The organism is Sulfurimonas marina (genome assembly GCF_014905095.1).
Classification (GTDB): Bacteria; Campylobacterota; Campylobacteria; order Campylobacterales; family Sulfurimonadaceae; genus Sulfurimonas; species Sulfurimonas marina.
This window is the reverse complement of sequence record NZ_CP041165.1, coordinates 85,101-104,631: the sequence shown is the minus strand read 5'-3', so window position 1 is coordinate 104,631 and position 19,531 is coordinate 85,101. Positions and strand designations below refer to the sequence as shown.

22 protein-coding genes are annotated in these 19,531 nt (G+C 36.8%); 9 read left to right on the top strand and 13 right to left on the bottom strand.

What is annotated here, in order from left to right; genetic code table 11:
- Nucleotides 1–13: 13 nt before the first annotated feature.
- The 5 genes from FJR03_RS00560 to recA form a co-directional block, all read right to left on the bottom strand.
- The gene (locus FJR03_RS00560; protein ID WP_193113741.1) at nt 14–664 is read right to left on the bottom strand and encodes a glucosaminidase domain-containing protein; all 651 of its coding nucleotides are present in this window, start codon (nt 662–664) and stop codon (nt 14–16) included.
- Nucleotides 665–674: 10 nt separating this feature from the next.
- Nucleotides 675–1,313: an AMIN domain-containing protein gene (locus FJR03_RS00555; RefSeq protein ID WP_193113740.1), complete on the bottom strand. Its 639-nt coding sequence runs from the start codon at nt 1,311–1,313 to the stop codon at nt 675–677.
- A gap of 47 nt (nt 1,314–1,360) precedes the next feature.
- Nucleotides 1,361–1,639, bottom strand: a complete 279-nt coding sequence (locus FJR03_RS00550; RefSeq protein WP_193113739.1) for a hypothetical protein — start codon at nt 1,637–1,639, stop codon at nt 1,361–1,363.
- A 9-nt stretch (nt 1,640–1,648) separates the two neighbouring features.
- Nucleotides 1,649–2,914: a phosphopyruvate hydratase gene (gene eno, locus FJR03_RS00545; protein ID WP_193113738.1), complete on the bottom strand. Its 1,266-nt coding sequence runs from the start codon at nt 2,912–2,914 to the stop codon at nt 1,649–1,651.
- 66 nt (nt 2,915–2,980) lie between these two features.
- Nucleotides 2,981–4,027 (bottom strand): recombinase RecA, encoded by a 1,047-nt coding sequence (recA, locus tag FJR03_RS00540; protein ID WP_193113737.1) that lies wholly within the window; start codon nt 4,025–4,027, stop codon nt 2,981–2,983.
- A gap of 147 nt (nt 4,028–4,174) precedes the next feature.
- On the opposite strand from recA, the gene FJR03_RS00535 reads away from it, so the two are divergent.
- Genes FJR03_RS00535 through FJR03_RS00520 form a run of 4 tightly spaced genes read left to right on the top strand, consistent with a single transcriptional unit; the run spans nt 4,175 to nt 6,395 of the window.
- Nucleotides 4,175–4,411: a hypothetical protein gene (locus FJR03_RS00535; RefSeq protein ID WP_193113736.1), complete on the top strand. Its 237-nt coding sequence runs from the start codon at nt 4,175–4,177 to the stop codon at nt 4,409–4,411.
- 46 nt (nt 4,412–4,457) lie between these two features.
- A complete protein-coding gene (locus FJR03_RS00530; RefSeq protein WP_193113735.1) occupies nt 4,458–5,321 on the top strand; it encodes a menaquinone biosynthesis family protein in 864 nt (287 codons plus the stop codon).
- A 1-nt stretch (nt 5,322) separates the two neighbouring features.
- Nucleotides 5,323–5,589 carry a flagellar biosynthesis protein FliQ gene (gene fliQ, locus FJR03_RS00525; protein ID WP_193113734.1) on the top strand — a complete coding sequence of 89 codons (267 nt, stop codon included), beginning with the start codon at nt 5,323–5,325 and terminating at the stop codon, nt 5,587–5,589.
- A complete protein-coding gene (locus FJR03_RS00520) occupies nt 5,589–6,395 on the top strand; it encodes a UDP-N-acetylmuramate dehydrogenase (RefSeq protein WP_193113733.1) in 807 nt (268 codons plus the stop codon). The genes fliQ and FJR03_RS00520 overlap by 1 nt, the downstream gene beginning before the upstream one ends.
- A gap of 3 nt (nt 6,396–6,398) precedes the next feature.
- Here the strand turns inward: FJR03_RS00520 and FJR03_RS00515 are convergent, their stop codons facing one another.
- The 8 genes from FJR03_RS00515 to FJR03_RS00480 form a co-directional block, all read right to left on the bottom strand.
- Entirely contained in the window at nt 6,399–7,163 is a 765-nt protein-coding gene (locus FJR03_RS00515) for a TIGR04219 family outer membrane beta-barrel protein (RefSeq protein ID WP_193113732.1), read from the bottom strand.
- 131 nt (nt 7,164–7,294) lie between these two features.
- Entirely contained in the window at nt 7,295–7,801 is a 507-nt protein-coding gene (tpx, locus tag FJR03_RS00510; RefSeq protein ID WP_193113731.1) for a thiol peroxidase, read from the bottom strand.
- 103 nt (nt 7,802–7,904) lie between these two features.
- Nucleotides 7,905–9,500: a sensor domain-containing diguanylate cyclase gene (locus tag FJR03_RS00505; protein ID WP_193113730.1), complete on the bottom strand. Its 1,596-nt coding sequence runs from the start codon at nt 9,498–9,500 to the stop codon at nt 7,905–7,907.
- The gene (gene tsaD / locus FJR03_RS00500; RefSeq protein ID WP_193113729.1) at nt 9,500–10,483 is read right to left on the bottom strand and encodes a tRNA (adenosine(37)-N6)-threonylcarbamoyltransferase complex transferase subunit TsaD; all 984 of its coding nucleotides are present in this window, start codon (nt 10,481–10,483) and stop codon (nt 9,500–9,502) included. Before tsaD ends, FJR03_RS00505 begins: the two co-directional genes overlap by 1 nt.
- 10 nt (nt 10,484–10,493) lie before the next feature.
- Nucleotides 10,494–11,564, bottom strand: a complete 1,071-nt coding sequence (dxr, locus tag FJR03_RS00495; RefSeq protein WP_193113728.1) for a 1-deoxy-D-xylulose-5-phosphate reductoisomerase — start codon at nt 11,562–11,564, stop codon at nt 10,494–10,496.
- Between the two features lie 3 nt (nt 11,565–11,567).
- Nucleotides 11,568–12,326 (bottom strand): phosphatidate cytidylyltransferase, encoded by a 759-nt coding sequence (locus tag FJR03_RS00490; protein ID WP_193113727.1) that lies wholly within the window; start codon nt 12,324–12,326, stop codon nt 11,568–11,570.
- 39 nt (nt 12,327–12,365) lie between these two features.
- Nucleotides 12,366–12,677 carry a hypothetical protein gene (locus tag FJR03_RS00485; RefSeq protein ID WP_193113726.1) on the bottom strand — a complete coding sequence of 104 codons (312 nt, stop codon included), beginning with the start codon at nt 12,675–12,677 and terminating at the stop codon, nt 12,366–12,368.
- A gap of 93 nt (nt 12,678–12,770) precedes the next feature.
- On the bottom strand, nt 12,771–14,099 hold the full coding sequence (locus tag FJR03_RS00480; protein WP_193113725.1) for an NFACT RNA binding domain-containing protein: 1,329 nt from the start codon (nt 14,097–14,099) through the stop codon (nt 12,771–12,773).
- A gap of 56 nt (nt 14,100–14,155) precedes the next feature.
- Between FJR03_RS00480 and FJR03_RS00475 the strand changes: the two genes are divergently transcribed.
- The 5 genes from FJR03_RS00475 (at nt 14,156) to FJR03_RS00455 (ending at nt 19,470) form a co-directional block, all read left to right on the top strand.
- Nucleotides 14,156–14,311 (top strand): hypothetical protein, encoded by a 156-nt coding sequence (locus tag FJR03_RS00475; RefSeq protein WP_193113724.1) that lies wholly within the window; start codon nt 14,156–14,158, stop codon nt 14,309–14,311.
- Between the two features lie 111 nt (nt 14,312–14,422).
- Nucleotides 14,423–16,249, top strand: a complete 1,827-nt coding sequence (locus FJR03_RS00470; protein ID WP_193113723.1) for a TonB-dependent receptor plug domain-containing protein — start codon at nt 14,423–14,425, stop codon at nt 16,247–16,249.
- Nucleotides 16,250–16,263: 14 nt separating this feature from the next.
- Entirely contained in the window at nt 16,264–17,835 is a 1,572-nt protein-coding gene (locus FJR03_RS00465; protein ID WP_226962139.1) for an ABC transporter substrate-binding protein, read from the top strand.
- Nucleotides 17,825–18,529, top strand: a complete 705-nt coding sequence (locus FJR03_RS00460; RefSeq protein WP_226962138.1) for an ABC transporter ATP-binding protein — start codon at nt 17,825–17,827, stop codon at nt 18,527–18,529. Before FJR03_RS00465 ends, FJR03_RS00460 begins: the two co-directional genes overlap by 11 nt.
- Nucleotides 18,526–19,470 carry a FecCD family ABC transporter permease gene (locus FJR03_RS00455; protein ID WP_193113721.1) on the top strand — a complete coding sequence of 315 codons (945 nt, stop codon included), beginning with the start codon at nt 18,526–18,528 and terminating at the stop codon, nt 19,468–19,470. The genes FJR03_RS00460 and FJR03_RS00455 overlap by 4 nt, the downstream gene beginning before the upstream one ends.
- The last annotated feature ends 61 nt before the right edge of the window (nt 19,471–19,531 follow it).

Sequence of the window (19,531 nt, the reverse complement as noted above, 5' to 3'; positions counted from 1 at the left end):
TAACAGACTACTCTTACTTTCTATCATATTTTGTCAGCTTGTTGTATCTTATAATACTGCCTATTTCATCTACATAAGCCTCTTTACGTTCTGAGTATCTATCCAGACCTTGAATCACCTCGTAAACATCATCAGTGTTATAGTTAAGTTCACGCAGTTTTTTATACTGCTTCCCTTTGGATAAGGTGATATAATATCCGCGAACTGATTCCTCTAACGAATCATATTTCTTTACCCAAACCGTTGTATTGTTGTCTCTTTTCACATTTGCTGCTATTCTATTCTCTTTAGAACTTATGCTCCACATTCCAAAAAGGTTATTTCCCAAGTTAAAAAAGCGGGAAGTCCCCCATGCACTCTCCATTGCAGCCTGAGCTATTGCCATGCTTTTCGGTTGCGGCTTTAAAGACATCAGTAACTCTTGATCCGTCTCTACTTTGTAGTATTGTTTTAGTTCTTCAATTTGAACACTTTTTTTACTACTGTTTAACTCTTCGCTAACATCTTCGTAAAGCTTGTATCTTTGTTCATAAACTTTATCAACTACAGGTATTACAAGAGAATAAAACCTTTTTTTCTTCTCTTTAACACTCATTTTTTTCAGATTATCATCTGCAAATAAACTAACTGTTAAAAAAAGAGCAATAAAAATAATATATTTCATTTAATCCATCTCAATTAAGGGTAAAACGGTATCCATTTTTCTCAGAAGTAACTTTATATCTATAATTCCCGTCTAACTCAATTACAACTCTATAGTACCCTTTATGGGTACCTACTTTAATTTGTGTAACATCTTCATTATGAATTTTTTTTACATAACTTCTAATGCTTGTCTCTCTTTTGAAATCACACACTATTCTTTGAGGTTTTACTAGTAAAAACTTTCTAAGCATTTTATCTTTAGTAACTAGTATTATCTCATTTTTATATATTTTAAATTTTATAAAAGGGAGTGAAACGATCTCTTTAAAGATTTTTTTACTTTTTATCTCTTCTGTTTTTTGAACACTGTTTACTTTTTCATCTTGATAGTGTTGCGTAATAAACACCGGCAAATGCCAATCTATACTGTTTTGCAGATCGATTGTTTTTTCCTGAATACTTCCATCAAGATTTTTATAACTAACAGTTACACTCTCAATAGTTCTTGCAGTTGAAGGAAGTTTCATACTTGCACGTTTAAGAGGAGTATCTTTTTCCAGTTGATTTGTTGTAAGAGGGATATCATCAGATTCAATTGGGAAAAAAGGGTTTTCTCGTGAATAAAGGGTAGAAAATAAAAGTGAAAAAAGAAGAATATACCTATACATTTATCAAAAGCCTGTTTTTTGTAAATATTATATCACAAATCTAACTTTTACTGCGCAGAAATCTCTTTGAGTTCAAAATATTCACGTTGCAGTTCAGCGTTTTCAGATTTGAGTCGGACAACTTCATTTTGTAAATAAGTTTCATAATCTTGGAGATTAAGCAAAACCTCTACGGAGTTAGTCCCATAGAGGATAATACCTAAATATATACCAAAAGCTATTACTAGAAATACAAGTATAAAGAACTTTTTTAAAGACAATCCCAGATATCTTTGAACAACATTCTGCTCATTATCTATCTCTTCAAAAAGTTCCTCATTTTGCATAACAAACTCTTAGTTAAAAAGTGTAGAACCTAAATACTCACCGTAAAAAACTTCGTTTTCGATCTCTAAAAGACGGTTATATTTTGCAGTTCTTTCACCACGTGCAGTTGAACCTGTTTTGATCTCACCACAGTTAAGTGCTACAGCAAAGTCTGCAATAAATGCATCTTCACTCTCTCCAGAACGGTGAGACATTACACATTTGTAACCATTTCTTTGTGCAAGACGAACAGTTAACATTGTTTCACTTACAGAACCGATTTGGTTTGGTTTGATTAAGATAGAGTTACCGATACCTTTTTGGATACCTTCAGCTAAAATATTTGCATTTGTAACAAACAGGTCATCACCAACTAACTGTACTTTATCACCAAGTCTGTCAGTTAAGATTTTCCAACCATCCCAATCATCTTCACTTAGACCGTCTTCGATAGATACGATTGGGTATTTAGCGCATAGATCTTCATAGTAAGCTACTAACTCTTCAGAACTAACTGTTCTGTTTTCAGACTCTAGTCTGTATCCGCCATCTACTACAAGTTCACTTGAAGCAACATCTAAAGCGATAGCAATTTGCTCACCTGCTTTATATCCAGCTTTCTCAATTGCTTCCATAATAACTTGGATAGGCTCTTCATTTGAACTTAGATCCGGAGCAAAACCACCCTCGTCACCAAGTGCAGTATTATGATTTTTATCTTTTAGAATCTTTTTGAGGTTGTGATACACTTCTGCAGATGCTCTTAAAGACTCAGCGAAATCTTCAAAACCAACAGGCATAATCATATACTCTTGAAAGTCAACTGAGTTATCAGCATGGCTACCACCGTTGATGATATTTAACATCGGTACAGGCATAACCATAGCGTTAGCACCACCTAAGTAGCGGTATAATGGGATATTTAAACTCGCAGCTGCTGCACGAGCTACAGCCATAGATACACCTAGAACTGCATTTGCGCCTAAGTTTCCATAGTTATCAGTTCCGTCAAGCTCTTTCATTGTAGCATCAACGATAGCTTGGTTGTATGGACTCATTCCGATTAATGCGTCAGAAATTTGTGTATTTACATTTTCAACTGCTTGTAATACACCTTTTCCCATATAACGATCGCCACCATCGCGAAGCTCTAACGCTTCACGTTTACCAGTACTAGCTCCACTCGGTACAACTGCACTCTCTACTGTACCGTCGCTTAGTCTCACTGTAGCTTTTACAGTTGGATTACCACGAGAATCCATAACTTCTATTGCACTTACATCATCTATAAACATATATTTGCCTTTTAGTATATTTAATTGTGCAATTTTAGCGAAATTTGGTTAAATCTTAGTTTATACCTATGAATCATCCTCTGTTACTTCAGCTATCTCTGAGGTATCCATAGTCATTAGAGAGCTCATTCCCATTGCAACTCTGATCTTATCTTCGATCTCTTTTGCTAGTTCAGGCTCCTCTTTAAACTTCAGTTTTACGTTCTCACGACCTTGTCCGAGTTTTGTTTCACCGTAAGAGAACCATGCCCCACTTTTGTCGATTATGTCTAGTTTCACACCGTAGTCTACAAGTTCACCCTCTTTAGAGATCCCCTCACCGAACATAATATCAAATTCAGCTTGACGGAATGGAGGAGCAACTTTATTTTTAATAACTTTCGCTTTTACACGGTTACCTATTTGAGCTTCTCCTTGTTTTAGTGAAGCTATACGACGAACATCAATTCTTACAGATGCATAGAATTTTAAAGCATTACCACCTGTAGTTGTTTCAGGTGAACCGTATCCCATCATACCGATTTTCATACGGATTTGGTTGATAAAGATAACTGTACAGTTCATTTTATTAAGAACACCAGTAAGCTTTCTTAATGCTTTTGACATAAGACGTGCTTGAACACCCACTTGCTGATCATTCATCTCACCTTCAAGCTCTACTTTCGGTGTAAGTGCTGCAACAGAGTCAACAACAATTAGATCAACTGCACCACTACGTGCCACTGTTTCAACAATATCTAAAGCCTGCTCACCGTAATCGGGTTGAGATACAAGTAAGTTGTCTATATCCACACCAAGATTTTTTGCATATACAACATCCAAAGCATGCTCCGCATCAATAAAGGCACATACTCCGCCGTTCTTTTGACATTCAGCAGTGATTTGTAGTGCTAAAGTAGTTTTACCTGAACTCTCCGGTCCGTAAACTTCTATAACTCTTCCTTGAGGTACACCGTTAATACCTAAAGCAAGGTCAAGGCCTAAAGAACCTGTAGAGATCGCTTGAACAGGTTCAATCTCTTTATCTCCCAGACGCATTAAAGCACCCTTACCAAATGCTTTATCTATTTGTTTGATTGCTAAGTCTAGTGATTTTTGTTTGTTTGCATCCATCTTATGCTCACTTATTTTTGAAATTTGAGAAATTATAGTAAAAGTTTTTTTGTTTTACGATTAATATGGCAAATTGTCATATTTTTAAAATAATATTTTTTATGATAATTATTATTAATTTGACTTATCTTTTTATTTGATGTACTATTGAGGTATATTTTCATCAAAGGACTCATTATAAAAAAATACTTAGTTGCTCTTCTAGTTCTTGCCCCGCTTGTTCTCTTAGCTTCAGAGACAAAAAACCCAAAATACGATGCAGCATTATGTAAAGTGTTCCAAGAGAAGATAAAGGTTTATAAAGAGAAAATGCGTGATGATGCATATGCAAAAACTACATTGGAATCGTATAAAAAAAGAGCCAAAATATATTGTACGAAATAGTTTAACGTAAGTGCTTTTTTAGTCTGATTGGGCTAAAATCTTTTTTATGAAAAAAACACTTATAGCACATTCACCTGACGCCGACGATATCTTTATGTACTACGCCATAAAATTTGGCTGGATAGATATGAAAGATACTCATTTTGACAATATTGCAAAAGATATTCAAACTCTTAATGAGGATGCTTTAAGCGGCGTATATGACATAGTAGCTATAAGCTTCGCACTCTATCCACATATCTCAGAGGAGTACGCACCGCTTCGTACTGCTGTAAGCTTTGGAGAGGGGTACGGTCCTAAAATTATTAAGAAAAAAGGGACAAAACTCAAACGAAATTTCAAAGTAGCACTGAGCGGAAAACATACTACAAATGCAATGCTGTTTCGTATCGCCTATCCTGATGCCCGCATCACATATATGAACTTTTTAGAGATAGAACAAGCAGTCCTTGATGGAAAAGTTGATGCAGGTGTACTTATTCACGAGTCTATTCTTACATATGATGCAGAGTTAGAAGTTGAACGTGAGATGTGGGATATTTGGCAGGAACTCTCAGGGGGTGATTTACCACTACCTCTTGGAGGGATGGCTATTCGCCGTTCAATCCCTCTAAATAAAGCAATCGAATACGAAGCAACACTTACAAAAGCGGTTGATGTAGCGCGTAAACACAAAGACAAGCTCTCAAAAATGTTGTTAGAGCGTGATCTTGTAAGAATAGATGCTCCGACACTTGATCAGTATCTTGAACTTTATGCAAATGATGAAAGTGTAAGTTTGAGCGAGGTTCAGTACAAAGCGATCAATAAACTTTTTGAAATCGGTTATAAACACGGTTTTTATGATAAACTAGTGAAAGTAGAAGATTATCTTATCCCTACGGAATATAAAGAGTTAAGGTACTCATAAAATGGAAGCAAAACTCATAGCCCTCGGTGTTGAAACTTTTAAAATTGCACTTATTTTGGCACTCCCTGCTCTACTTGTAGGTATGCTTCTCGGGCTTATAGTTTCCATTTTTCAAGCAACAACGCAGATCAATGAGATGACACTCTCTTTTATTCCTAAAATTCTCGGTGTTGTTATTATCATCGTTTTAACTATGCCTTGGATGATCAATGAGATGCGTGACTTCTCTTTACACGTTTTTAATCTCATCCCTAACTTTGTAGAGTAATGCAACACAAAACTATAAACTTTAAAAACTATTCCTCTTTTAAAATAGGCAGCTCGTTTGATGTTGCTGTTTTTGAAAAAGGGGATAGCTCTTATAAAGATTTTTACCTTATCGGCTCGTGCAACAACACACTTGTCGGCAATAATCCTCCCCCACTTATGATTCTTGGCAAAGATTTTGATTATATAAAGATTGAGGACAATACTCTAAAAATAGGTGGTGCTACTCCATCGGGGAAAATTGCTTCATATTGCAAAAAAAACAATATTGCCAACTTTGAATTTGTTTCACATCTTCCCGGGAAACTCGGAGGTCTTGTTTATATGAATGCAGGTCTTAAGGAGTATGAGATCTTTAACTATCTAATTGATATCACTACACCTAACGGAGTGAAAACAAAAGATGAGATCAAATATGGCTACAGAAATACAAATATTAATGAACCTATTTTAGAGGCAACTTTTGAACTTAAATACGGTTTTGATGAAAAGAAAGTAGAGATGTTTAAAAAGATGCGTTCAAACCAACCCTCTACCCCTTCAGCAGGAAGCTGTTTCAAAAATCCCCAAGGTGATTATGCAGGGCGACTGATCGAAGCGGTAGGACTAAAAGGTGTACGTGTAGGAGATATGGCATTTAGTGATGAACATGCTAACTTCTTAGTAAACTATGGTGATGGAAAATTTGAAGATGCAATACACCTAATAAAAGAGGCACAAAAAAGGGTAAAAGAGGAGTTTGATATCTCACTTGAATGTGAAATAATAATCCTCGATCAAGAGTATCTTGGGAAAAAGATACTCTAAAAATTAGAAGCGTAGCATTAAACCACCGTAAACGCCAGAAAACTTCATATCTACTTTTGTTTTGTCATCATCTGTTTCTATTACATAACTTTGTGTTCTATAACCAACTTCTATAGCAGGTTGTACAACAGGAGTGATATCAAAAGTATAATCAACTTTTACTCTAAAATCAGATAAAGTTGAACCGCTGTACGTGATATATTTTATATCTGATTCTATACCGATATCTGTAGCAGGAATCTCTACGCGTGCTCTTGCATATCCCATCGGTACTGCTAATAATGTACTATCTTCATAATCACTAAGTCCCACAACACCATTTACATTTACACCTTCAGCTTTAAATGAAGAGTCTAATACTTTAATATCTAACCCTAAATCTAATGTGATCCAAGCAGTATTGTCAAGGATATTATAGTACGGGATTACATCATATTGATCTACTTTAAATGAACCTGTTGTAACACTACTAGCAGTAAAGTCCTTGAAAGTTCCATCTACACTACCTTTATCTTCAACACTTGCATACTCAAGTCTTAAATTTGGAACTACCGGAATAGGATGTTTTATAAGCATCCATGCATAAGCTGATGTTTTTTTTGTTTCATCACTTGCATATGAACCTGTTGTAGCACCATCTTTATATGTAATGTTTCCAGTAGGCTCTTGACTCCAAACACCTACACCCATTTCAACTCTAGTAAAATCTGCACTTGCAACAGTAGCCAAAGTAGATACCATCGCTAAAGTAGATATGATTTTTTTCATAACAAACCTTTTAAAAATTTGTCACTATTATATCAGAGTTTAAAACTGGATTGCTTAATTTTAAAATTTAGATGGGAAAAGGGGTCTTTAAAAAAGACCCCAAATAGGAGGGAATTTCTAATAAAAGAAAATTATTTTTGTGCTGCTTCTAAAGCTGCATCGTATGCTGGTTCTTCAGTAATTTCTGGAACGATTTCTTTGTAAGTTACAACACCGTTTTCATCAACAACGAAGATAGCACGACAAGTTACACCAGCTAATACAGAACCACCTAAAAGTACTCCGTAAGCGTTAGCGAAATCTTTGTTTCTGAAGTCAGAAGCAACAGTTAATTTGTCGATACCTTCAGCTGAACAGAATCTACCAGCAGCAAATGGAAGGTCCATAGAAACAACAGTAGTTTTAACACCTTCTAAATCAGCAGCTTTTGCATTGAAGTTACGAGTTTCAGTAGCACATACACCAGTATCTAATGAAGGAACAACGATGATAAGTTGTTTTACACCTTGTGCACCACCAACTACAACATCACCTAAACCATCTGAATTAACAACTGTTACCTCTGGAGCTTTATCTCCAACATTTACTTGATTACCTAATAACTCTACGTCTGTACCTTTAAATTTTGTAGTTGCCATTACGACCCCTTATTCTTTTAATTTTTCACGCTCTTTGCGTTTTGTATGAGAAGTATATTTTATATAGGATAATTTTACTCTTATTAAAAAATAGAATAGTTCTTCATAAGCTATATTTAAGGTTAGTGCTTCTTTCCGTATCACTAATAACTCTGTCTCTTCCCGTGGTTTTGGCAAGATATAAAAGTTCATCTACACGTTTTAGCAATTCATCTGACGATTCATCATCTTGTAATTGTGTAACACCGAAACTACATGTAAGTGTTTCAACTTTTGTAAAATTATATTTTTTAATCTCTTTTTGTAATTTCTCAGCCAACACTACAGCGTCTTTCATAGATGTTTGCGGCAGTACAATAATAAACTCTTCACCACCCCATCTTGCAAATATATCACTCTCTCGTATACATGCTTTGATTACATTACTTAACTCTTGTAAGATAGTATCTCCAACATCATGCCCGTAATTATCGTTTACATCTTTGAAATGATCAATATCAAAAAACATTACACTCATATCTGAGTCATATCTTCTTGAGATCGATATCTTATAGTCTAAAATATTATTAAAACCTCTTCTGTTGAGTACCCCTGTAAGCGGATCGCGAATCGCTTCTTCTGAAGCACGTTGCGCTTTTAGTTTCTCTTTTCTAAAAAGTATAATCAGCAAAAGAGTTAAAACAAAATTGACAAAAGTTAAAATCAATGCCATTTGTGTAGCTCTTTTGTTAAATATATCCATTGTCATACTGTAACTGTAGCCAATCATATATGCTACTTTTTTCTCTTCAAAGTTTTTAATCCCTATAAAACTTACTATAATACTTTTATTTTGCGATTGACCTATAAATGTATCAACCGTAAAGTCTTCTTGATTTTCAAGATTTTTCAAAATATGTTTTTTTATCTTTTTATTAATGGTAAAGATCTCATCTAAAGAGATACCCATACTGTTACTCAATGTATTTTTATCTATGCTGTAACTATCAAAATCACTTTTCATATAGTTGCTTTTTTCATCATCAAATACTTTAGTGTCAATAACTTCATTATTCATCAGAAAAATATAAGAGGCATTTGGGTTTATCTCCAACATATGATCTAAAAATGCTTTAAAAGAGTAAGAGATCTCTACACTGCCGACAAATTCTTTGTTATAAAAGAGCGGATAGACATGACGGAAACCGTTAAAGATCCTCCCCTCTTCAAAACACTCTATAGGTTCTTTATATTTGTTCACATACATAAGAGATTCTCTTACAGCTGCCAAAGAATCTCCAAATTTTTCAACTCTGTGAAATCGTAAAAAGCTAACAGCTCCCGGTACATGAAAATGGAGTTGTCTAACACCAAGCTTTTTCATATATTTGTATTTTTCTTGAAGTGTTTTATAAAGTTCTGCCCTTAATAAGGCCTCTTTTTGAAGGTCTGTCGTTTGGGTAGCCTGGTACATAATCTCTGAAATTTTCGGATCATTTAGCATCGTATCGTAAAGTACTTCTGCCATCTCGTTGAGATAGTGTTTCCCCATCTGCATTTGAACATTAAGTTCTTTTGCCTTATTTTCCAAAAAGTGTGACTTGTCGATATTTTCTAAATATTTCACGGTTGAAATAATTACTATCTCTAATAGAAAGAAGAAACTTAGTGCTACTAAGAACATATATCTGTTTTTTGAAAAGAATTGTAACAGATTCACTATAATTGACTCTTTGGAGAAATATTTAACTCTTTTAGTTCTGAAAAATCCCCTTGCTTATACATATCAAGTGCAACTCTTCCGATCATTGCCGCATTATCTGAACAATATTGAAGTTCACTTAAAAGCAACTCTGCATTATACGGTTTTAAAAGCTCTTCAATTTGGGAACGAAGGTATAAATTTGCACTAGCCCCTCCAACTATTGCCAACCTTTGAGGAGGGTTTGTTTTAAAATATTTTTTGAGCTTCATAGTCAGATGTTTTGTTGCAATATGCTCAAAAGATGCTGCAATATCCTTATAAAGTTCTTTATTTTCCCCGGCTTCTTCCACTGCAAGTCTTACTGCATTTTTGAGTCCCGAGTAACTAAAAGCGATAAGAGGAGATTGATGAAGCGGTACCGTAAAGTTGTACTTTAGTCTATCACCATCTTTTGCCAACTCTTGAATAAGCGGCCCTCCAGGATAGCCCAGTCCCATCATTTTTGCGACTTTGTCAAAACTCTCACCGAAACTGTCATCCATAGATTTTGCGACAGTCTTGATATCAGTCAGACTTTTTACTTCCATCACTTGCGTATGTCCGCCTGAAACAAGTAAAACAGTTAAAGGAAAAGTTGTCTCTTTCTCTATAAATAACGAGTAGATATGCCCCACAAGATGATTTACTCCAATGATTGGAATACCAAGTGCGATCGAGATAGCTTTTGCCATCGTCACACCCTCGATCAAAGTAACTGCAAGTCCGGGTGAAGATGTTACGGCTACAGCTTTAAGTTGTGAAAAGTACGGCTTTGTTTGCTCCAAAATTTTCGGCAGTGTCTCGGCATGTAGACGCGCTGCTAGTTCAGGAACTACTCCGCCGTAGACACTGTGTTCTATCTCTTGGCTGATCTTTTTATGAAAAACCAGTTTCCCTGTTTCGATCTCAGTGATCGCTATAGCACTGTCGTCACAACTGCTTTCTATACTTAAAATCATCTCTTTTTCCCTAACAATTAGCGTGGATAAACGCTCGAACTTCTTTATCTAAAGCAAATACATCTTCAATACTTTTCGGTTTTACTTTAAAGTGATTATATGCTTTGATAATATTTTTACTAATATCGGTAAAACATATCTCTTTAGCAATAAAACGCTCGATTGATGCTTCGTTTGCAGCATTTACTACTACACCGTATTCCGGATTTTTCAGCAGATCCTCTTTTATCTCCCAAACAGGATAACGCTCAGGTGTAATCTTTCTAAACTCTAAACTTCCCACTTCAAGAAGATTAACATGGTCCAAGATCTTCTCATTGCAGTTCTTGTTTAACGCATACGCTATCGGCAATTGCATAGAAGCATTTGCAAAGTGTGCAGTGGTTGAGCCGTCTTTATAGTCTATTAATGCATGGATAAGCGACTTTGTTTCAATGATTGCATCATATTGCCCTTCACCAAAGAGCCATCTTGCTTCAAGAAGTTCAAACATCTTGTTCACCATTGTAGCACTGTCGATCGTGATTTTCTGTCCCATAGACCAGTTTGGATGTCTTTGTGTATCTTCTAAAGTAGCATTGTGAATATCTTCGATCACCCAGTCACGAAAAGCTCCGCCGCTTGCCGTAATAGTCATCTTCTCTACAGCTCTATCCTGCAACAGATACCAAAGCCCGAAATGTTCACTGTCAATCGGTTGAATTTTCGCAGTATCTATAAAAGCTCCACCCGCAACAAGAGATTCCTTGTTTGCTAATGCAACTTTTTTCCCGCATTCTAATGCTTTTAACGTTGGACGCAGCCCTAAAAAACCTACAAGGGCATTGACTACCAATTCACTTTTTGAAGCTTCGATCACCTCTAAGATGGCATCTTCACCCCAAAGAACATTCGAATGCCTAACATCTTTAACTGCATCTTGATTCCCAACAACTACCACTTTAGGGTTATGCTCTTGTATCTGCTCGTTAAGAAGTTGTATGTTATTGCCGCAAACTAGTACCTCAACTTCGATACCAAACTTTTTAGCAACAATGAGGGCATTAACCCCTATCGAGCCTGTTGAGCCTAAAAGTACCATCTACTATACTAAGCCGCGCAGTAATACCAACATCACGATTGCACCGAAAAGGTAACCGTCTATTCTGTCAAGTACTCCGCCGTGACCCGGTAATATATCTCCGCTGTCTTTTACGCCTGCTGCACGTTTTAAAGAAGATTCAAAAAGATCTCCGAAGATAGAAGATACTGCTACAAAAAATGAGATAAAAAACGCTACCGTAAAATCAACAATAGTTAAACCGAAGAAAAGCCCGCCGAAAGTAGCAACCGTTATGCCGCCTACTACACCTTCCATCGTTTTGTTTGGAGATGTTTCACAAAACTGTGTATGACCGATACTTTTACCCACTGCATATGCACCTACATCAGTAAGAGCTACAACTGCTAAAAGCCAAAGGAGTGCAAGAACACCGTACTCTTGATACATAGTAAGTATAAAAAGCATCCCTGCAGTTGGATAGATAAACGGTAAGAAGTCTTTCCATGGAAGCTCTTTATTGTATGCTACAGCTCCTGCATATGCTACACCGGCTAAAACAAAAAGGTCATCCCCGTACGGATATACACCTGCAACTAACCAGATACCTATTGCATAAATTAGCAAACCATCTTTTTCAACACCAAAAAGCTTGATCGCTTCGTTAAATGCTAGAATATAGACACCACCAAGAACTAGCCACATTAAGAAAAAGTTATCTATAAACCCTATGAGCAATACTGCTGCTAAAAGGGCTAAACCGGTTACTATACGTTCTCTATGCTCTTCAAATATACTTACCATAAAAGATATCCTATAAAAAATATGACTGATTATATCCTATCACACTTTAATATCTAATTTATGGATTGGAGGTGGTGATGTTTCTTCCTCTTCCTCATCCTCTATTAGACGTTTTTCACTTCTTTTATTTTGTTGATCCGCTTCCTCTTTTGTATGTTCGCGATCGGGATCAACTGCTTGATTCTCTTCTGTAGGACGTACTTCAAGTACCTCTTTTTCTTTATCTTGTACTTGAGACTGGGCAATCATATTTTGAAAGTCCACACGATTATTGTGTGCATTTTGCACAGTAGTCGCTGCCGGTGTCATCTGATTGACAAAGATTGCGTTTCCTATCGGTCCAACTGCCATGTGAAAGGTCTCCTTTCCTGCTGAGAATCTCTTTGACGAACACATATTTTAAGAATGTGTAGCCGGAAAAGAATAAAATTCTCAGTATAATCATTATTCTCGAGTATCTATCTCTACCGTTTTATACTTATTGTAGAGAACATTTGCCCCCTTTTGGATGTTTACTTCCCTACGAGGAGTATAATCGACCAAAAACTTATCTTTTGAAGCGGTTGAGAAATCTACGCATAATCTTGCCGCCGATTTAATGATCCGCTCAGGAAGACTTTGTTTATCTGTAGTTATTATAACATGAGTTGAAGGTCTCTCTTTTAAATGGAGCCAGATATCTTTTGCTTTAGCACTCTCTAACAGCTTGATATTACCCTTTTCATTTTTCCCCAACTGCACTTTATAACCCTCGATCCAAAAAGTCTCGATAGATTCATCTTTTTTTATCTTTTTGTTTTGTATCTGTTTTGGAAAGAGCAACTCTATTTTTGCCGTATCTTTTGCTTCGGCAACGGTATTGATAAAGAGTTTTGTATGCTCTATCTTGCTTCTTAAAGACTCCTCTTCAATGTGAAGATGTCTTGCTCTTTGCTTCGCTTTTTTACTCTTTGTAAAGAACGATTCGCTGATTAAAAATGCATTTGGATACTGCTTCTCTAAAACTACCTCTTTGACACTTCCGTCATAATCGTTAAGCTCTAGTTTTTTCACATAAGGCTTGATGTTTTGCGCATTGGCAAGAACCAAGTTCCCCAGATGTTCAAACTCACTTGCCTGAGCCTGCAAAAGTTCTTCAGAGTCAAGTTTTTTATAAAGCTTTTCAAGTTTTTTGAGTTTTTTCTCTAAAGAGCTGATCTTTTGTTTTTTCAAAGATGCTAATTTTTGCTCTTGTTCTTTATTGTACACTCCATATAAAAAGCTCTCTACATCCTCAATCGGATACTCTTTTGCAATAAACGGTGCCTGTGGAATATCTAGAAGTTTTTGCCCCACTCTTACTTCACGGAATGATGAGAAAAGGTCAATATGTCGCAGTGCCTCTAAAACAATATTATTCTCATCTAAAACGATGATATTGGTGTATTTTCCTGTAAATTCTAGCTGCAGATAAGTGAGTTCTTCTTTATATGCTGAAGCAATCGATGTTTTAAAACGGATAATTTTGTCATCATTAAGTAGTTCTACACCTAAAATGTTTGAGCGGTTAAACCGTTTTGCAAGGATAACGTCAAAAGGAGCGTTATAAACCTTACTTCTAGGGTACTCTTTACATTTAAAAATGCTGGAGTTTGAACGGGTCATATTAAAATAGATCTCATCATCTCTGTCAAAAGCGATCTTGATAATTGTGTCGTTCACACGATGGATAGCTGCTATTTTTTTAAATTGTTTGAGATACTCTACGATCTGCTTGAGGTGCGATAATTTCATAATGACATTTTAGCGAAGATTTTCGTTATAATTCGAAAAACAATGAGGAGGGAGCTATGTATAGACCTAAAGGCTTTGGTAAAAACTATTTTACATTAGCAGCGATTCAAGCATACATATCACAGCTGAAGATCATTGCTCTTGTTTCTTCTGTTTGTACGCTAAACGGGAAACCCTTACGTGTACAAATCGCCTCTCCTCCTGCATTCTAGGCGCAGAAAATCTTATTGACGAGCACACATTTGCAAAATGTGTAGCCGGAAATAAATCAGATTTTACTGTGTAATCCTTATAAAATAAATTAAATTAAATATGGAACTATTATGCAAAAAAAACTACAACTATCACTACTATGTATCGCTTTAACAAGCCAACTAAACGCTCAAGATATAAACCTAGAATCTATCACAGTTACATCTGTGGCCAATACTGATCAAAAACTTCATGACGTCACGGCAAATACTGAGGTGATCACAGCTGAAGAGATCGAAGAACGCCGTTTTACAACCGTCACACAAGCGCTAAACTCTCTCTCAGGGATCAATTTTTCAAGCAACGGCGGACTCGGAAAAGCAACCTCTGTTTATCTTAGAGGTTTTGATTCTAAAAGAGTTTTAGTTTTAATAGACGGAATCCGTTACAACGACTTAACAGGACTTGACGGTGCACCTTTTGGACATTTAATGATCTCCGATATTGAGAGAATCGAAGTGATCAAAGGGGCACAATCCGGTATCTGGGGAGCTGATGCAAGTGCGGGTGTTATCAACATCATCACAAAGTCGGCAGAAAAAGGGTTCCATGCAGGTGCTGATGTAGAATACGGCAACTACAACACGCAAAAACACGCCCTGAACCTCTCTTACAAAACTGACACTTACTATGTAAAAGCAGCTTCGCAGCTCCTTACAAGTGACGGTTTTTCAACAAAAGTACCAAAGGGCGAAAATGTAGATGACTATGAAGCTGACGGCTATAAGAACATCACATCTGATCTAAAGCTCGGTTTTCAAATTAATGAGACAAATAAAGTTGACTTCTCTTATACTCGCATTGATGCCTATTCAGAGTACGATCCTTACGATTCTAACGATACAATCGAAGCAAATAAATACGGTGAAGATGAAACACACGATTCATTCGGACAGATCAATTTCAATCATATTGACAGTTTTAACGAGTTTAAACTCTATGCAAAACGTTCAATATTTAACAGACAATATCTGACAGACAATCCAACTTCTCACTATAACGGGAGTGTCTATGAATATGGAGCAAATTCAAAAATCGGCTATGATGAGAAAGATTTTGTACTAATTGCATTTGATTATAAAACGTTTGAGCATGAAAATGCTCTAAATGAAAAGTATAAAAACCAGGCAGGTACGATCACAAACTCAAATATTTTTAAAATCGACAGTGGCGAAATTATCTTGACTGAAGCGCTGCGTTACGATCACTACGATATGTTTGATGATAAAACAACGGGAAAAGCGGGGGTAAAATACAACTCTAAAAAATATAAAACTCTCTCATTCTCTACAAATATCGGTTCAGCGTATAATGTTCCTACTCTCTACAACCTCTACTCATACTACGGAAATGAAAACCTCAAACCCGAAGATACGACATCTTTCGATGCGACAATTGAGTACAAAGGGTTTAAAGCGACTTACTTTTATAACAGAGTAAAAAACATGATCGACTATGATTTTACGATCAGTAAATACAATAACATTCAAGGTACTTCTATTCTCAAAGGTTTTGAGCTTGGATACAAAGAGTACCTTACAGATGAGATCTTAGCAGATATCAGTTATACCTACCTCGATGCAAAGAACGAAGATAAAGAGGCTTTAAGAAGAAGACCGCAGGATACGATTAAATTTGCATTTGCATACTATCCGACGCAAAAACTGCAACTTGGAGTTGACGGGGAGTATATCGGTTCACGTTTTGACAGAGACAATAACCAGGGGGTACAAACAGGCTACTATACTCTGGTAAATTTCGTAGCAAATTACAAAATAGACAAAAACTTTACAACTTACTTCAAAGTCGATAATATAGCAGATACTGATTATCAAGTGGTTGACGGGTATGCAACAGCCCAGAGAAGCACATATCTCGGTGTAAGTTATAGATACTAAAGAGGATGAAACGATTGAAAATATTTGCAGTGCTATTGGTTGTTTTTACCCTTAACCTCTTTGGAGCTGAGCGTATTATCGCACTATCTCCTTCGATCAACGAGATCATCTTCGCTCTTGGAAGCGGAGGTGAGGTGGTAGGCAATACCGAGTACTGTACATATCCAGAGCAGTCAAAAAAAGTGGCAAAGGTGGGGGGATATTTTTCCCCCTCTTTAGAGAAGATTGTTTCACTGCATCCGACTGTTGTGATTATGCAGAAAAACAACTACAAGCTTGGTCAAAAACTGAAACAACTTGGAATCAAAACAAAAACTGTAAAGATAGATACTTTGCAAAATATCAAACACTCCATTGTTGAACTTGGAGCGTTACTTCAAAAGCAGGAGCAAGCAGATAAGATCATTCAGGATATAAACGAAGCCCTTCAAAGCCTTAAAAACATAACTGCTAACAAAAAAGTGTTAGTTGTTATCGGGCATAATACATCGTTAGCTTCAAGAGTTTTCGTAGCGGGACAAAACCTTTACTTTGATGATATCATTGTGGCAAGCGGCAATACAAATGCCCTGCAAAGCTCACGCAAAGGGCAGCCGATTTTAAATGCCGAAAACATAGTGGCGACAAATCCGGACATCGTGATCTTACTTGCTCACTCTATGAAAGAGCGCTCTATTTCAAGAGAAGATCTTATAAATCCGTGGAAAGCACTTCCTATCAATGTTGCAAAGACAGATGCTATCTACATTATAGATAAAAAATATGCGGGGATTCCAAGCGATCGCCTTGTCTATTTCATCAAAGATTTTAAAACCATTTTAGAAGATTTTCGCACAAAAGAGCTGTGTTCTGATCGCAGTATCATTTCACAATCACCTTACATCACTTACCTTATTGACTTTTTTGGAATGAAAGAGTGCATAGTGGGTGCTAGTATCTACGATACACAGGTGGAAACAGAGCTTCCTAGAACTGGAAAAGTGATAGACCCCGACAAACAAGCACTCAAAAAACTGCACGCAGATTTTCTTTTCACATCGGACTGGACTCCACAGGAAACATTGCAAACAATTACGCCAAAAAAGACTCAAGCGTTACGTTTAAAAAGTTTCGATTCTATGGCACAACTTGACAACAATCTTAAAACAATCGCAAAAGCGTTACAAGTTCCGGATGCAAAAACAAAGATAAAAACTTTTAATGAAAAATGGCAGCAGATCGCAAAAGAGATAGACCCGAAAAATAAACGTGTTCTGCTGCTTTCGGCATGTTCAAAAGAGACTTACTCTTACGGGCAAAACACCTATCTTGGGGATCTCTTTTCTAAAGTGGGATTCATTGTTCCCGATAATGCGAAGAAAGTACGACACTTCACACAAACAGAGCTTGACCAGTTTATAAAAGAGGAAAGAATAGACTTTATTTTCGGGTTTGTCCCTTACACAAAAGCAACAACGTGTCAGGTGTTAGAAACCCAAAAAAGATTACCGATTGTCTATCTTAACGGCGATAATTTTATGCACCCAGCCCCTGCTACACTGTTAAAAGGGTTACAAGAGTTACAATCAAAAGAGAGTGAGTGGTAAGATGCTCAAAGTAAACCGCTTTTCAAACCATATTCTGCGTAATATCAACTTCTCCCTTGAAGATGGCGAGAACCTTATTATCCTTGGTTCCAACGGTGCAGGAAAATCTACACTTGCAAAAGTTTTATGCGGACTCACCCCCTCTGAAGATGTGGAGATTTTCTCTAAAAAGCTCTCTCGTCTTAGTGCCAAACAAAGAGCACAACTTATTAACTACGTCCCTGCGAAACTCGATATTTTCGATGAATATATCTCTATGAGGGAGTATCTTGAACTGAGTCGTCTCTATTCGGAATTTAATGTAGATCAAGCGCTCAAACTTTTAGCGCTTGAAGATCTGCAGGAAAAAAGTTGCAAAAATCTCAGTAGCGGAGAAGCGCAACTTACAATGTTGTGCAGCGCGCTTTTACACAATGCTAAGATCACGATCTTTGATGAACCTACGGCAAATCTCGATCCGAAAAAAACCAAACAGGTTTTTCACTTTTTACAAAACGATCATATACAACAAAAGATCATCATCACGCACGACTTGAATATTGCGCATAAACTTGGATTTAAAATCCTCTATATGGAAGATGGAGCTGTTACGTTTTTCGGAAAGAATGAAGATTTTTTTGAGGAAGGAAACCTCCAAAACATTTTCGGCTCAAGCCTTAAAACAGTTGCAGGCTATTTTATGGTGAATCTATGAAAACGCTATTTATACTCCTATCTTTAATTGTTTTGGCCCTCGCACCATTTTTCGGACAGATCGAGCTTCACTTTGATAAACTCAACGAACTCAGCACTGTTGATCATATGCTCTTTTTCGATCTGCGCCTGCCGCGTGTTATCATCGCATTTTTCAGCGGTGCACTGCTGGGGCTGAGCGGTTTGATCTTCCAATCTCTGTTTAGAAATCCTATGAGTACCCCATTTACGTTAGGAGTGGCCAGCGGTGCTACGCTCGGAACCGCTTTTGCGATCGTCTTTGGTTTTGTAAGCTTTGCGGCACTCTTTGGATTTGTTGGTGCCATTATGACAATCGTGATCCTATTTGCGATCACCTCACGACTGAAAAACTATGAGATCTCGACACTTTTACTCGTAGGAATTGCACTGTCGTTTTTTTACTCTGCGGCACTTATGATACTTTTTTATCTCAGTGATGAAACTCAAAGTTATGAAATTGTCCGTTTTACCATGGGAAGTTTGGATATCGTCGGGCTAAAAAGCACCCTGCCTGTTGTGATCGCATCACTTATACTTCTTGGAATTGCCGTAAAATTCAAAAAAGAGATACAGATCCTCCTCACCTCTTACGATAACGCTTTTTTAAAGGGGATCGAGGTCAAAAAAGTAAGCTCGATCTTACTTCTTGTGGTCTCTATCGCCATCGGTGTTACCGTGAGTGTAGTCGGGCCTATCGGGTTTGTCGGTCTGATCGTCCCCCACATCTTAAAAATTATCTACAAAAAAAGTGCCGATAAACTCCTTGGAGTGACATTTTTTTACAGCGGTATCTTTTTGGTTTTATGTGATCTTATTGCGAGAAACCTCGGGGCCTCTTCAGATATCCCCATAGGTGTTATAACATCGTTTTTAGGGGGCCCGTTTTTTATCTATCTGTTAGTCTCAAGGAGAAGAAGTTGAAAGACCATTGTTTATATACGTCCAAGGAGCAAAGCCCCTCAGACTACGCTAACGCTGAGTT